The sequence below is a fragment of the Flammeovirga sp. SJP92 genome (genome assembly GCF_001583495.1).
Classification (GTDB): domain Bacteria; phylum Bacteroidota; class Bacteroidia; order Cytophagales; family Flammeovirgaceae; genus Flammeovirga.
On the sequence record NZ_LQAQ01000111.1, the window covers coordinates 263,605 to 279,542 of the forward strand.

The window sequence follows — 15,938 nt, forward strand, 5'->3', positions numbered from 1 at the left end:
TAATTACATGAAACAGATCTTACCGAATTTATTTTTATTACTACTCATATCTTTCACGAGCCTAAATGCTCAAACTACACTTATCTCAGGTATTATTAATGATCAAAATGGAGATCCGTTGCCTGGAGCTGTAATATATGAGAAATCAAACCCTTCGCATGGTACAGCGGCCAACTTTGAAGGACAATTTCAGATTGAAGTCAAAGAGAACTCTGAATTGGTAGTTCGCTTGATGGGATTTCAAGAACAAGTAGTTATAGCAACTCAAAATATCAAAGTGATAATGAAAGAGGATGCTATGGAATTAGAGGCCATTGAAGTGGTAGGTTCAAGAAGTCAAAACAGAACAGTGACTGAAACACCTGTGGCTATTGATGTTATTAATTTAGAAGAAGTAACAGCAGCAACAGGGCAGTTGGATATGAACCAATTACTACAATATGTTGCTCCTTCATTCAATGCCAACCGTCAGTCTGGTGCAGATGGTGCAGACCACGTTGACCCTGCGACTTTGAGAGGTTTAGGTCCAGACCAAACGTTGGTTTTAATTAATGGTAAGAGAAGACATCAATCTTCATTAGTCAATATTTATGGTACACGCGGTAGAGGTAATACAGGTACCGACTTGAATGCTATTCCTATGGCGGCAATTGAGAGAATTGAAATTCTTAGAGATGGTGCTTCAGCTCAATATGGTTCTGATGCAATTGCTGGTGTAATCAATATTGTATTAAAGAAAAACAGTGAAGGCGTTAATGTCAATATAGGAACTGGTGTGACTTCAGAAGGAGATGGTGCGACTGCGAATATGGACGTAAACTACGGAACAAAATTAGGTAACGATGGTGGATATTTGAACCTTACAGGTCAATATCAATTCAGAGATAGAACCAATAGAGTACCAGAAGATCAAGAAGTATTTAGAAACTACGTTGGTGATGCACTGGCCCAAAGTGGGGGAGCATTCTTTAATGCAGGTTTACCGCTTTCTGAAAATACAGAAATTTATGCTTTTGGTGGAGCAAACTATCGTCATGGTGAATCTTATGCATGGACACGTACAGCAGATGATGACAGAAATGTTCCAGGTATCTTTCCTGACGGTTTTGATCCAAATATTATTTCAGACATTACTGACTTCTCAATCAGTGCTGGTGTGAAAACAAATTATAAAGACTGGAAAATTGATTTTAACAACACTTTCGGTCACAACGAATTCAAGTATTCATTGAACAATACAGTAAATGCATCAATGGGAATGATGTCACCTACAAGTTTTTATGCAGGTAAACATTATTTATCTCAAAATGTAACAGGTGTTGATGTTTCAAAATACTATGATGGTATTTTAGAAGGAATGAACATTGCATTTGGTTCTGAATTTAGAATTGATACCTACGGAATTGGTGCTGGTGAGTATGATTCATATGCACAATATCCAAATGGTACTGGCGGAGCTCCTGAAGGTGCACCAGGTGGTTCACAAGGTTTCCCAGGTTTTAGACCTGAAAATGTTGTCAATGCTCACAGAACAAATGTTGCTTTGTACTTAGATATTGAAACTGATATTACTGAAAAGTGGATGGTTGCTATAGCGGGTAGATATGAAAACTACAGTGATTTTGGTTCAACACTGAATGGTAAAATTGCAACGAGATATGAGTTTTCTCCTGCCTTTGCGATGAGAGGTTCGGTAAGTACAGGTTTTAGAGCACCTTCATTGGCACAAAAACACTACAGTTCAACATTTACAGACGTGGAAGGTGGTGTGACAATTGATAAAGTAATTGCTCCAAACGATAGTGAATTAGCAAAGGCTTTAGGTATTCCTGAGTTATCACAAGAGAAAGCATTGAATGCAAGTTTAGGTTTTACATTAAATCCAATTGAAGGCCTATCTTTAACAGTGGATGGTTACTATGTAGCAATTGACGATAGAATTGTATTGACAGGTGCATTTACAGATGATGATCCAGATATTGGAGACGATTTGAAAGATTTGAATGTAGGTGCTGCTCAATTCTTTACAAATGCATTAGATACAAGAACATATGGTGTAGACGTTGTATTGGCTTATACTTACCAGATGGATTTGCATAATTTCACAGCTTCAGTGGCAGGTAACTTCAACCACATGGAATTAGGTGACATTAATACCAATGAAAAATTAGAAGGAAAGGAAGATATTTATTTTGGAGAAAGAGAACAGATGTTCTTATTGGCTTCGGCTCCAAGAAGTAAATTCAATTTCTCTTTGAGCCATAACCATAAAAAATTATCATCAATGATTCGTCTGAACAGATATTCTGAAGTAGAATTAATGAACTGGGATGGAGAAGTTGATCATTATGCCCCTAGGGTAACAACAGACATCGCTATTACTTACGCTGTTAATCCAAAAGTGAACTGGACTTTAGGTGGAAATAACATCTTCAATGTGTATCCTACAAAACAAGATCCTTTAGCTACCGAATCAGGTGGTTATCATGATGCTGTTCAAATGGGATTCAATGGAGCTTATTTCTATACTAAACTAGGATTCACTTTTTAATATTGTGATTATTGTTTTAACCTCATTGCCTTATGGTGATGAGGTTTTTTTATAAATTATCTTTTCTATTTCTTTTGAAAATACCCTTAAATAGTTATCATGAGTTGCTCTTCTTCTTATTAAAAAAATTAAATAAAAAATGAAGCTCAATCCGCTATTATACTTATTGTTTTTACTTTCAGTTAGTTGCCAAAAAGAAAATACCCAGACGTGCGATCTATTGGATTTAGGTCAAGTGGGAATACAATGTGATGTTTTCAGAGAGAGAGGAGAGAATGCAAAAGCGGCTCATTTATATTTTAAAGCAGGTCAACAAAATCAATCCAGTGAACTTTTTGTTTATTCTGCATGGCAATTTGGAATAGCAAACATAGCAGATTCAGCCCTATTAGCAGTAAAGGAGTCCATCAAATATGGATTGAATAGTCCTTATATTCTTCAAAAGCTAGGTCTTGAAAAATTGACAAGAAATCATGATATGAGAGAAGAGTTGGATAGCCTTCTTCATCAAATTGAGTTACAACAGAACAATGTGTCAAATTTTGAAATTGTAACCGCACCTGTTGATCGGTTTTGGAAGTATTTTGATCAGGCACTTACTGATACTCTAAATGGACGGATTTATCTTTCAAATTATATCTGTGAAGGATCATTTGCTCTGAAAGATTATTATCATATACGATATGAAAATACTGATAAAATGTATAAGGTGATGATTAAAAAAAATCCTAATTATTATCTCTACTTAAGGAATCATATAAGCCAAGAAAAATTACACAAAGTAGCACAAGAAGCTACCCAAATGATGCAGAAGTTTGCAAGTTTATATCCTAAAGCAGTATTTCCTAAAACCTATATTGTTCCTGATTTGATCAATGGATCTGGTACGCTTACTGAATCAAGTTTGTACATAGGTGTAGACATGTTTGCCAAATCGGATAGTATGCCTAAGGAAAATCTGAATGATTGGCAAATTGCAACCATCACTGAGTTTGAGAATATGAAGTTTGATTTGGTGCATGAACTGATGCACTTTCAGCAATCATATTCTGATTTTGAAGGAAAAGAAGTGCTCTTTGGTAAACTAATAGAAGAAGGTTCCTGCGACTTTTTAGTTTCATTGCTGACGGAAAATCAAGAAGTAAGCCCTGGAGTGCAACGTAATCTTGATTATTTGTCTGTTCAAAAAAACTATGATTTTGTGATGAACGAATTAAAGAGAGATATCTACAGCAAAGACTTGTCAAAATGGATGCATAACGGTGGAGCAATTAAAGACAGGCCGAGCAATCTTGGTTATACGATGGGATTTCTCATTTGTAAATCATATTATGAAAAGGCACCCAATAAAAATGAGGCGATTAAAAAGATATTGACAACAGGTGACTTTAAAGCAATTATTTTGGGTAGTGATTACAATGAAATCCTTTAAAGCTGACCACTAGAATCATTCAAAAGAACATTTAAGTAGTCAATAAATTAATCAAATTAAGGTGTCAGATTTTAAAGGTCTTCAATCTCATCTTTTTAGAATAGATCAAAGGTGGAGGAAACATTAAATTAGAATACTTATTCACTTCCTTGATTTTGTATGAAATATTATTTGATCTTATTCATTTTTCTTCATCCTTTTTTCAGCTCTGCCCAGTCTTTAGGTTCTTTTGAAAGCATAACAAGTAATGATGGTTTAAGCCAGAATGATGTGTTATGTATTTTACAAGACCAATATGGGTTTTTATGGTTTGGGACCAATGATGGACTCAACAAATATGATGGTTATAGCTTTCATCGTTATGGAATTCATCCGAATGGTAAACTGCGTTTAAGCAGTAATCTAATATATAAAATTGAAGAAGATAGGAAAGGAAACTTATGGATAGGAACAACAGGAAAGGGGCTCAACTATTTTAATCAAAAAACGAATGAAATTGTCATAATTACGACGGAAGGTAATGAACACCAAGGGAAATTAAGTAATGATTATATCAAAGAATTATGGATGGATGAGGATACTCTTTGGGTAGGAACAAGAAGAGGGTTGGATAAAGTAATTTTTGATGCTGAAACTGGAAAAGCAATAATTGAAAATATTCTGACTTATAATCATGATAAAAACCTTGAGGTAAATAGTATAATAAAAGATAAGAAAGGGAATATTTTTGCCGGCACAACACAAGGATTATTTCTCATAAAACAAAAGGAAAAAGGGCAATATGATATTGAAAAAATTGTGAGTTCAATCTCCATTTATGATATCATAATGAAGAAAGAAAAGCTAATTCTTGCTACTTTGAGTGGATTGCATTCTTATTCTAATAATCAGCTAGTAAGGTTAACAAATCAAAGCTGTACGGTACTCTTGAATGATAAAAAGGAAACATTTTGGATGGGTGCCATCTATGGTTTACAGCTTCTGAATTTATCAGAAAATAATGTGAATATTCTGAAATCATTTACCCATCAAATTGCTAATGATAAAAGTTTGACTACCAACTCTATTCGATCTATTTATAAGGATTATACCGGCTTGCTTTGGGTAGGTACACAGGGTGGTGGATTGAATAAATACAACCGTAGAAGTGAACAATTTCGACATATTTATAAATCATCCATCAATAATAATATATCGAATAACACAGTGAAATCATTTGCTGTTAGTCAAAGTCAAAAGTTATGGATTGGAACTCAGAGAGGTGTAAATGTAATTAATTTAAGTGATTTTAAAGAAGGAAGAAATAATTATCAGAAAATAAGAGAAATTGATCTAGCAGTATGTATCAAAGAATTAAGGGTAGGAAGTACTGCAAAAATGTTTATTGGAACCTCAAATGGAAGTGGACCTTATTGGGTAGAGTCTTCCTCAAAAAATGATAAGGTTGATAAATTCAAAGAGTATAAGGGTGCTGTTTTTTGTGTGGAACAAGATGAAAAAGATGTCATTTGGTTGGGTACTTATTTTGATGGCTTACTGAGGTTCAATCCCAAAACAAAACAGCTAACTCAATTCAATACAAGTACCCTTTCCAATTTTCCATCCAATACAGTTCGAAGTTTACTTATTGATACTAGTGAAAATATTTGGGTTGGCACCGACAAGGGATTGGTGAAAATAAGTAGTGAGGAGAAATATTTAGAGAATCCTTCTTTTAAGGTTTTCAAACATGAAAAAGAGAATGAATTATCCATAAGTCATGATTATATTATTTCCCTTTTGGAAGATAATCAAAACAGAATATGGGCAGGCACTTTGGGTGGAGGTTTGAACAGACTTGAAGATGAAAAAAAAGAAGAATTTAAACGCTTAACTACTGAAAATGGTTTACCCAACAATACCATAAAAGGAATATTGGAGGATTTAAAAGGGAATTTATGGGTCTCGACAAATACAGGTTTATGTAAAATAAATGTAGCAGATAGTTTATATACTACTTATGATGTAAGTGACGGCTTACAAGCGAATGAATTTCAAGAACAAGCTTGTTTAAAGTTAGATAATGAAATGATGTTTTTTGGCGGTATAAATGGTTTCAATAGCTTTTATCCTGAAAAGGTTCTGTCTAATCAAAATCCTCCTAAAGTACAAATTACAGCATTTTACCTATGGAATAAGGCAATCACAGCAGGTGATGAGGTGGAAGGGAGAGTTTTGTTGAAAAATAGTATAAATACACCTCAAGATATTATTTTAAATTATAATGAAAATAGTGTGTCATTTGAGTTTTCAGCATTGCATTTCTTATCTCCTGATAATAATAAATACCAATATCGTTTGTTAGGTTATCAAGGTACATGGCAAAATGCAACAGCATCACGTCGCTTTGTAAGCTACACAAACCTTCCGGCAGGGAATTATATTTTTGAAGTTAGAGGTGCCAATAATGATGGGGTTTGGTCTATAAATAGTACAAAGTTTCGTTTCATGATAAAGCCCATTTTTTGGAAAAGTAATTGGGCCTATTTCTTTTATATATTTTTGATTTTCGTAATGATAGTTGGGTTCAGTGACATAATGAAGAAAAGACGCGAAAACAAGCATAGATTGTTAGTAACTCAGCTTGAAAAAGAAAAGGAAGAAGCCATTTACAAGATGAAACTTCAGTTTTTTACGAATATCTCGCATGAGTTCAGAACACCGCTAACGCTCATCAACGGCCCTTTAGATTACCTTAATGAAAATGATATGGATTTGTCTCATCAAGAACGTTTGAATCAATATACCTTGATGAAAAAGAACAGCTCATTATTATTGAAGTTAATCAATCAGGTATTGGATTTTAGAAAAATGGAAACGGATAATTACGAATTAGAATTTGAGAGGAATGATATTATTAGTTTTATTCAAGATCTTATTCAACCGTTCTATCCATTAGCCCAAAAAAGACAAATTAACTTTGAGATAGAAACCCCTCTTTCACCCATTACCATTTTATTTTCACCTGATGCAATGGAAAAGATTATTTATAATCTTCTTTCGAATGCTTTCAAATTCAACAAAGCAGGAGGTGAGGTTTTATTATTGATAAAAATTGTTGAAGATAGTTTTCACTTCATAGTTCAAGATACAGGAGATGGAATTCCTTTAGAAAATAAAAGCAAACTGTTTGATCGCTTTTTTAATTTCAAAGATAAAATTGCTGACAGCAACCATAGTTCTGGTATTGGATTATCATTGACTAAAAGTTTAGTGGAATTACATCATGGCTCAATCGAGTTGGATAATACATATACATCGGGAGCAAGATTTATTGTAAAAATTCCAATGTCAGATGTGTATTATAAAACTGATAAAATCAAAGTGAACAAACTTCCAAAAACAAACAACAAAGAAGGGGCGGAGCAAAGGTTAGATTTAAAGGAAAACAATACTACCTCTCCAATTGAATCTAAAAATAAACCATTGGTTTTGTTGGTAGAAGACAATGAGGATATGCGATTTTTCTTAAGGGAAGGAATTATACATCACTACAAAGTTAAGGAGGCTAGTAATGGTAAAGAGGCTTTGGAATTATTAAACAAGCATACACCTCATTTGATTATAAGTGATATCATGATGCCTGTTTTGGATGGCTTGGAGTTTGCGAAAACAGTACGTTCCAATAGAGAATATGATCACATACCTTTCATTTTCTTATCCGCAAAAACTTCTGATGAAAGTCAAGTACAAGGTTTAAAAATGGGAGCAGACGATTACATCTGTAAGCCATTTAATATAAACGTACTTCTTCATAAAGTAAATAATATAATTGCTTACCGATCGTCTTTGGTTCAAGAATTTCAAACACCAGATCTCATAATTCCTAAAGCAATTGAAATGATATCAAAAGATAAAAAATTCTTAGAAGAAGTAATTACAATTCTTGAGGATAATTTGATGGATGCGAATTTTAATGTAGACGCATTAGTGAGTAAAATGGGGATGAGTAGAACTGGACTCTATCATAAATTCAAGGATCTAACAGGACTCTCAGCAGGTGATTATATTAGAAGATACAGGTTGACTTGTGCTCATCAATACCTTGAAAAAACAGATTGGAGTATCAAAGAAATCATGTATCAAACAGGCTTTAATACGACTTCCTATTTCGCAAAATGTTTCAAAAAACAATATGGTATTTTACCAAGTGAACTTAGAGAAAAACTGGATCATGATACGGTTTAAGTATTGATTTTTAGTAGAGTAATAAATGTTCAGATAAAGAGAACAAATGTTTATAGCCCTTTATTATGAATGATTTATCTCTTCATTTTCTTTTCAAGTAAAGATATTTGACTGTTGCTTCAATACATGGAGAAGAGTACATTAAAATCTGATTTGAAATGATGAAAAATGAAAAAATACTTATTGCAATACTGTTTTTAATAACAGTTTTACCACAAGTTGTAAGAGCTCAAACTCAAAAGGGAAATCGACCTAATATTATAGTAATTCTAGCGGATGATCTAGGGTATGGGGACGTAGGTTTTACAGGTTGTAAAGACATCAAGACACCTCAATTGGACGCACTTGCTAGTAATGGAATCATTTGTACTAATGCATATGTAACGCATCCTTATTGTGGGCCTTCCCGTGCTGGTCTTCTCACTGGTCGATATCAGGCTAGGTTTGGAATGGAAATCAATCCTACTAACTCACCTTTTGATTTACATATGGGATTGCCACTTGAGGAAAAGACATTTGGAGAAAGATTGCAAAAGGTAGGATATAAGACTGCAATTATAGGAAAGTGGCATATGGGTGGTGCTCCTCCTTATCACCCTAATAATAGAGGTTTTGATCATTTTTATGGATTTTTATCTGGCGGACATAGTTATTTCCCTTCGGGAATAAATGCAATTTCACCTTTGATCAATAAAAATGGCGATCCAAATTATTGTGCAAACGAAGGGGATTATAAACCTCTTTGGCGAAATAATGGAGCTGGAGAATTTAAGGAGTATTTGACCAAAGCATTAAGTCGTGATGCAGCTGCTTTTGTGAAGTCCACCGACAAGCCTTTTTTGTTGTATTTGGCTTATAATGCTCCTCATCAGCCACTTGAGGCACCTAAAGAAACGATAAAAAAGTACAGCCATATTGAAAACAAATATCGCAGAGTTTATGCGGCTATGATTGATGAAATGGACCAAGGAATTGGAATGGTTGTCAATGCGCTAAAGGAAACTGGGAAATTGGAAAATACAATTATATTTTTCTTGTCAGATAATGGTGGAGACCGTGGTATAAAACCATGGCAACCGGTACATTATACTAGCAATTATCCTTTTAAAAAAGGTAAAGGCTCTTTCTTTGAAGGCGGTGTACACGTTCCGTTTTTTGTTCATTGGCCAAATGGAATCAACGAGGCTCTTGAGTTTGAAGGATTGGTTTCATCTTTGGATATCGCTTCAACTGCATATGCTGTGGCGGGTGTGGATACAACAGGGGCAAAGCTCGACGGAATTGACCTGCTCCCATTCATTAAAAAAGAGAAAAAAGGTTCCCCCCATGAAGCGATCTTCTGGAGAGAATATGAGGGTAAATCTTGGGCTGTTAGAACTGTAGATTCAAAATACCTATTGAATAAACCTGGTGGTCAGCCTCAACTTTTTGACATGAAAAAGGATCCTTATGAGGATAAAAATATAGTAGAAAGTCAATCCAAAAAGAAAGCTTATTTAGCTGATCTATGGAATACTTGGAATGTTGATAATCAGCCTGTAATATGGTTGCAATCTTCAGATTACCAGAAAAGGAGGTTACAACTTTATGAAGACCTGCATCAAGAAATGTTGGATAAATCTTCTAAAAGAAAACCTGTACTAATTGAATAGTAAGTACGAATTCAAAATTATCTAATACTAATTCTATTTATTGTTTTGCGATTATTTCCTTCAAAAAACTCTTAACAGAACTACTATTAATACGTTTTTAGCGTTGTACTCACAAAAAATAAATTAGAATAAATCATGATTTATTTTTGATTTAGTACCTACTTTCAATAAAGATTGTTTTCGTAAATCATAAACTGAGAACCTCATTACTATTTGGTGATGTGGTTCTTGATGATTTATTCTACTCCCTAGCAGTCATTTTTTCTTTTTTGAAGAAATAATCAGAAAAGAATTATCTACTGTTCCAATAGAATTAATATAAAAAAACTCCTTGCAATACTGCAAGGAGCCTAAAATTAAAAAATTGTGTTTCAAAGATTATTTCGCTAATATCAATTCAGCTTGAATATTCTTTTGGTCTGCTTCACTTTTCATAAAGTCTTCAATAATTTCTTTTACATCACTATGAAGTGCCTTACTTTTACTAGCATCAATAATAACTTGTGAATTTTCAGGTACTTCATCTAATGCCTTTTTAACTTGAGCCTTATTCAAGAAACTTACTTGATTAGAAAGCTCAATATGAATTGGACCATTTTGGTCTGCTTCTAATTCTTCTTTTTTAACCTCAACAGTATCTTTCATTGCTTCCCAAACCACTTCTACAACAGAAACGATAAGTCCCAATGCAATACCCTCTAATAAGTCTGTAAATACAACACCTAAAGTAGTTACAATGAAAGGTAAAAACTGTTGAATACCTTTATTGTACATCTGAATAAAGTTTTGGGGTTTAGCAAGTTTGTAACCTACTGTCAAAAGTATAGCAGCTAAACATGCTAATGGAATCAAATCCAATAAAACTGGAATAGTCAATACACAGATGAATAGCAAAACGCCATGGAAAATGGCTGATAATTTACTTTGTCCACCGGATTGAACGTTAACAGAACTACGAACAATTACTTGAGTAATCGGAAGCCCGCCAATCAAACCAGAAATAATATTACCAGTACCTTGTGCAATTAGTTCACGGTTGGTAGGTGTGTGTCTTTTTTGAGGGTCCATTTTATCAGCAGCCTCAACAGACAGAAGTGTTTCTAAACTAGCCACAATTGCCATTGTAAAAGCGATAGTATAAACATGTGGATTGTTCCATGCACTAAAGTCAGGAAATCTGAACGTTCCTAAAAACTCATCCATATTGTGAATCACAGGTAAAGCAACTAATTGTGAATCAAGAATACCTAAGGTAGGGTGCCCTTCTGTACCTACGTAAAAAAGAATGCCGAACAATACTGTTGCTAACGGTCCTGGTATAATTTTAAGGAACCTGTTTTTTTGAATAAAAGGTTTTTCCCAGCTAATCAAAATGAGTAACGATACAGCAGTTACAATCACTGCACCTAATGTGATATTGGAAAGGCTCAACGTTAGTTCATGTTCCGGACCAACATAACCCAATGCATTAGGCAATTGTTGGAAAAGAATATTAATACCAATACCAGTCAACATTCCTTTGATAACAGCATTGGGGAAGTAATATCCAATCACACCCGCTTTAAAAACACCAAGGAGAATTTGAATAACACCGGCTAAAACAACGGTACAAAGAAAAGCTTCAAAAGAACCTAAATCTTGAATTGAGTGGAAAACGATAACAGCAAGTCCAGCTGCAGGACCACTTACACCAACTGCAGATCCACTAAATGAGGCTACTACAATTCCTCCAATGATACCAGCAATGACACCTGAAAGTAATGGCGCACCTGAGGCTAATGCAATTCCGAGGCAGAGGGGTAATGCTACTAGAAATACAACTATACTAGCAGGAAAATCCTTCTTATAGTTGTTGAATAAATTTGATTTGTTCATCTTAAAAGTTATAGACAGATTATCTGTTGAATTAATATAGTATCTGATTTTAATACAATAATAGTCTGTACACTTTCTCTAGAACAATGCTAACAATCATCGTTTCATATTTGGATAAAAATGAAATTGAATTATGAAACTAATCAAAAACATTAATAACAAAGCGTATAATGAAAAATGTTTATACTAAAACAATTGTTATTTTTTTTAAATTATATTCTTGCCTGATATTTATATAGTTGATAGTACCTTCCTTGCTTATCTAGTAGCTCATTGTGTGTACCTGTTTCAATAATTTCACCTTTGTCCATTACTAGTATCTGATCAGCCTGTTGTATGGTGCTTAAGCGATGTGCAATGACAATAGTAGTTCTTCCTTGCATTAATTTTGCCAATGATTCTTGAATTAAAGCTTCACTTTCAGTGTCCAAATTTGAGGTTGCTTCATCTAAAATGATGATTTGAGGGTCGGCAATTATAGCTCTAGCAATTGCAATTCTTTGTCGTTGGCCACCTGATAATTTCACTCCTCTTTCTCCTATTATTGTTAGAAGTCCATCATCAAATCTGTCCGTAAATTCATCAACATACGCACTTTTTATTGCATTTTGTAATTCATCTTCTGAAGCTTCTGGGTTTGAAAATAGGATGTTTTCTCTTATACTTCCTTCAAAAAGGAAATCATCTTGAAGTACAACTCCAAGATGCTGTCTGAAAGAGGGAAGATAGACGGTTCTGAGATCTTGTTTATCAAGAAAAATAGTTCCTTTGGTTGGATTCAAAAAGGAAGCAGCCAAACTTGCTATAGTTGTTTTTCCTGATCCCGATGAACCAACAAGTGCCGTAATACTTCCTGCTTTGGCGTTGAAACTTATATTATGTAAAACCTCCTTGTTTTCTTCGTATTCAAAAGAAACATTTTCAAACTTGATATCCCCATTGATTTCTTGAGGAACAACTTCCACTCTTAAAGGATCATCTTGTTCGCCAGCTTGATTCATAATTTCTTCTGTTCGATCTAACCCTGCAAAAGCTTCTGTAAGTTGACTGCCTATGTTACTCATTTGTACAATTGGAGCAACCATAAAACCAAGATACAATGTGAAAGAAAGGAAATCACCCACAGTCAATTCTCCTTGCATGATCTTATAGCCACCAATACCCATAATTCCAGTGGAGGCCAATCCCAAAAGAAAAGCACTAGAACTGGTCATAATAGCTGTGGCTGTCATACTCTTTTTTATGTTATTGAATAAACGGATGACACCGTCCTCAAAAATTCGATTTTCCTCACTCTCAGCATTAAACCCTTTGATTACCCTAACGCCATTCAAAGATTCAGTAAGTCGACCTGTAACCTCTGCTTTAATCTGTCCTCTTTTCCTGAAAATAGGTCGGATAGATTTGAAAGCCTTCATAGATACTACTCCAAAAATAGAAACCGGAATAAGTACAAACAAAGTCATTGATAGACTAATTTTTACCAATAAAATAGTTGAAATAACAGCTGTAATAGTCCCACCAATTAACTGTACCAATCCTGTACCTACTAAATTTCTAACGCCTTCCACATCACTCATTATTCTGGAGACCAGTACACCTGACTTAGTGTTGTCAAAGAAGGAGATAGGTAAAGATATAATGTGTTTTTGAACCTTGGCTCTCAATTCCGAAATAAGGCGCTGTGCTTCAATACTTAGTACCTTTGTGAGCATAAAACTACTGAAGGCTTGGATGAAGATGGAAGAAATAACAACAGAGACTAATAGTTTCAATTTTTCGTAATCTTCATTGACAATCACATCATCCATCAAGTACTTACTTGCACCAGGTAATACAAGTCCACTTAAACGATTGACAATAATTAGTAATAAGCCAATAAGAAGATATTTTCTTCTAGGCCATATGATTTCTTTGAAAACTTTCTGAAGTGAAATTCTTTGTTTTGCCATATTAAGTAACGTAAGATATTCTTTACATAATACTACATCAAAAATTGGACAAAAAAAAGATCTATACATTTTATATGTATAGACCTGATAGTGATTAAATTACAGTTAGTACTTGGGTGTAAATGTCATTAATGGGTTAATAAATTCTGCTTATTCTAAAAGTACCAAAAAAAAATTTCTAACCCTGTGTAACGAAAGTAGAATCTTTAAAAGGTTCAGTGTTTTCTTATTATCCTACTATTCAATGATTTTCTATCAGAAATTACATAATTTATTAAGAATTTAATTGTTCTAACTCTTCTTTATAAATCAATATTTTCTTCACTTGTAGCATATGTCTTTCTTCATGATTAATGATGAAATGTATCGTGTCACCCAACTGTAGTGTAATAAATTTTGAAATTGTTATGGGACACCTTTTTTTCTCTAAATCTTTTTCCTGAGCCTTATTGACCACTTCAATAAGCTCATTAAGCTGTTTGATTCTTGTTGAAATGATATCTTTTTCTAAGGGTAAACCTAATGGGTTTTTGTCCTTAGGAGAGGGCATTTTATTTTTTACTTTCTGAGCTGTAGGTTTCATACTATTAGCAAAGTAATTACCTAGCCACCCACTTCTGTAAACATCTCTTTTTTTAGGTTGTGCTTTTGTTAGTAGCCTAAGGAAGTGAGGAATATAAAATTCACCATAGAGATTTAAATGATAAAGGCATTCAAGAATATTCCAAGCCTTTTCATTTTTACGAAACTGCAATGTGTCTATAGGAAGCTTTTCCAGGTCTTGAGTTTGAGTTAATTCTTCTTGAAGATTCTGAAGAAGGGAGCGAAGGAATTGTTTTTGATCAATTTTCATGTTTAAGTATTTAATTTAAACAAATATGCCACCCTTTAATTTTCAAAATCTTGATTTCAATCAAGATTTTGAAATCACTTAAATATGGTTGTAAATAATGATGATTTTGTATTGGGAAATTTTAGACATAAAAAACTACCTCTTTCATATAATAGAAAATCAAATTCCATTTAACATATGAAAGAGGTAGTTGTTTTAGTTAATATCTTCGATAAAGCAAATTAAAAAAATGCAGTAATCACTTAATATTAGCGATAAAGTTGTAAAAAAAGTTGGTGAATTTTAATCAAGACTTTCCCTGTTAGGGACATCAGGAGTAATTTCCTCAATGTCCTTAATTTTATTGAGGTTTCTTGTCTTACCAAACAATTCAATTGACTTCTTATTATAAGCAAGTGCAGCTTCTTGAGGTGTTTTATAAGTGCCTAAAGAAATTGGTTTTCTGTCCTTATAAATAACTGCTCTGTAGCTATACTTGTCTTTTACTACTCCAATATAACCGGTCTTATTATGTTTAGAAGGTGTGTTTCTTTTAATAATTGATCGGTTTGAATAGGTAAGGTTCTTGATCCGACAATCTAACTTATTACCATTAATAATTCTGATTAAAGTGTAATCTCCCTTTGAACTTTCATCTAAATATTTTTCAGCAATAAGTTTATGAAGATAAATAGTTTCTGTTTTGTATTTACCATCACTCTGTTTCCAAGATTTTTGGAAAACTGCTCTTCCTGAAGAATGCTCCCTGAGGTTGTAGATAAAGTCTAGGCTCTTGTAGTACGGATTGTCTCTTAAAAATTCATATACATGATCATCAACGATCACCTGATTTGGAGAGTTTTTTAGTTGTAATTTGACAAGCATGATAGATGAGGAGAGATATTTAAAAAATAATTAAATTGTCACAGTTGAACTTTTCTTAGCAGCTTTTTTGTTCTTTTCTTTAGCAGCTTCATGTCTTTCCTTAGCCTCATGCCAGTACTTGTTCGTTATCTCAATTACTTCTTCTTTTTTCTTTTGAGTAATGTCTTGATAAAGACCTAGTTTTCGACGTCCAACTCTATTTTTCACGGTATTTGAGGCACGTAAACATCCAAGTTCTTTTAATTTTTCAGCTATCTTAGAAAAAATAAATCCCATTCTCTGTTCATCATTTTCTCTCATTAGTTGATTGCGGTAATTCATCAAGTTACCCAGGATTAAGCTGTAGTCTTTCGTTCCTACTTCACGCTGTTCTCCAGGATAGTTTTTCCTTTTTCTCATTAGTTTGTTAAGTATATTAGTATCGACGCTAATTGGTAGCTATATTCAATTAAATGTTAATTAAATCAAATGCAATGAATTATACAATTTTATCTAGGTTTATTTTATAAAAACATAATTTTACGTAAAATAT

General features: G+C 33.6%; 9 protein-coding genes. 4 read left to right on the top strand and 5 right to left on the bottom strand.

Annotation, left to right across the window (positions count from 1 at the left end; translation table 11 throughout):
* The first annotated feature begins 7 nt into the window (after positions 1 to 7).
* The 4 genes from AVL50_RS29090 to AVL50_RS29105 all read left to right on the top strand — a co-directional run bounded on the left by AVL50_RS29090 (position 8) and on the right by AVL50_RS29105 (position 9,862).
* Complete coding sequence (locus AVL50_RS29090; protein ID WP_062621090.1) at positions 8 to 2,551, top strand: TonB-dependent receptor; 2,544 nt, start codon at positions 8 to 10, stop codon at positions 2,549 to 2,551.
* Positions 2,552 to 2,690: 139 nt separating this feature from the next.
* A complete protein-coding gene (locus AVL50_RS29095) occupies positions 2,691 to 3,983 on the top strand; it encodes a hypothetical protein (protein WP_062620983.1) in 1,293 nt (430 codons plus the stop codon).
* Between the two features lie 159 nt (positions 3,984 to 4,142).
* Complete coding sequence (locus AVL50_RS29100; RefSeq protein WP_062620986.1) at positions 4,143 to 8,210, top strand: hybrid sensor histidine kinase/response regulator transcription factor; 4,068 nt, start codon at positions 4,143 to 4,145, stop codon at positions 8,208 to 8,210.
* Between the two features lie 158 nt (positions 8,211 to 8,368).
* Positions 8,369 to 9,862, top strand: coding sequence for a sulfatase (locus AVL50_RS29105; protein WP_062620988.1), 1,494 nt, complete (start codon positions 8,369 to 8,371; stop codon positions 9,860 to 9,862).
* A 378-nt stretch (positions 9,863 to 10,240) separates the two neighbouring features.
* On the opposite strand, the gene AVL50_RS29110 is transcribed toward AVL50_RS29105, so the two are convergent.
* The 5 genes from AVL50_RS29110 to AVL50_RS29130 all read right to left on the bottom strand — a co-directional run bounded on the left by AVL50_RS29110 (position 10,241) and on the right by AVL50_RS29130 (position 15,805).
* Positions 10,241 to 11,737, bottom strand: coding sequence for a SulP family inorganic anion transporter (locus AVL50_RS29110; protein WP_062620990.1), 1,497 nt, complete (start codon positions 11,735 to 11,737; stop codon positions 10,241 to 10,243).
* Positions 11,738 to 11,949: 212 nt separating this feature from the next.
* Entirely contained in the window at positions 11,950 to 13,689 is a 1,740-nt protein-coding gene (locus AVL50_RS29115; RefSeq protein WP_062620992.1) for an ABC transporter ATP-binding protein, read from the bottom strand.
* Positions 13,690 to 13,963: 274 nt separating this feature from the next.
* On the bottom strand, positions 13,964 to 14,542 hold the full coding sequence (locus AVL50_RS29120) for a DinB family protein (protein WP_062620994.1): 579 nt from the start codon (positions 14,540 to 14,542) through the stop codon (positions 13,964 to 13,966).
* Positions 14,543 to 14,824: 282 nt separating this feature from the next.
* On the bottom strand, positions 14,825 to 15,406 hold the full coding sequence (locus AVL50_RS29125) for a Pathogenesis-related transcriptional factor and ERF protein (protein WP_062620996.1): 582 nt from the start codon (positions 15,404 to 15,406) through the stop codon (positions 14,825 to 14,827).
* A gap of 30 nt (positions 15,407 to 15,436) precedes the next feature.
* Positions 15,437 to 15,805, bottom strand: coding sequence for a hypothetical protein (locus AVL50_RS29130; protein ID WP_062620999.1), 369 nt, complete (start codon positions 15,803 to 15,805; stop codon positions 15,437 to 15,439).
* Between the last annotated feature and the right edge of the window lie 133 nt (positions 15,806 to 15,938).

What these genes read in the sequence shown, in the direction of transcription:
- AVL50_RS29110 (WP_062620990.1), bottom strand. Translation starts at nt 11,737, where the DNA reads ATGAACAAATCAAATTTATTCAACAACTATAAGAAGGATTTTCCTGCT.
- AVL50_RS29115 (WP_062620992.1), bottom strand. Translation starts at nt 13,689, where the DNA reads ATGGCAAAACAAAGAATTTCACTTCAGAAAGTTTTCAAAGAAATCATA.
- AVL50_RS29105 (WP_062620988.1), top strand. Translation starts at nt 8,369, where the DNA reads ATGATGAAAAATGAAAAAATACTTATTGCAATACTGTTTTTAATAACA.
- AVL50_RS29120 (WP_062620994.1), bottom strand. Translation starts at nt 14,542, where the DNA reads ATGAAAATTGATCAAAAACAATTCCTTCGCTCCCTTCTTCAGAATCTT.
- AVL50_RS29125 (WP_062620996.1), bottom strand. Translation starts at nt 15,406, where the DNA reads ATGCTTGTCAAATTACAACTAAAAAACTCTCCAAATCAGGTGATCGTT.
- AVL50_RS29130 (WP_062620999.1), bottom strand. Translation starts at nt 15,805, where the DNA reads ATGAGAAAAAGGAAAAACTATCCTGGAGAACAGCGTGAAGTAGGAACG.
- AVL50_RS29095 (WP_062620983.1), top strand. Translation starts at nt 2,691, where the DNA reads ATGAAGCTCAATCCGCTATTATACTTATTGTTTTTACTTTCAGTTAGT.
- AVL50_RS29090 (WP_062621090.1), top strand. Translation starts at nt 8, where the DNA reads ATGAAACAGATCTTACCGAATTTATTTTTATTACTACTCATATCTTTC.
- AVL50_RS29100 (WP_062620986.1), top strand. Translation starts at nt 4,143, where the DNA reads ATGAAATATTATTTGATCTTATTCATTTTTCTTCATCCTTTTTTCAGC.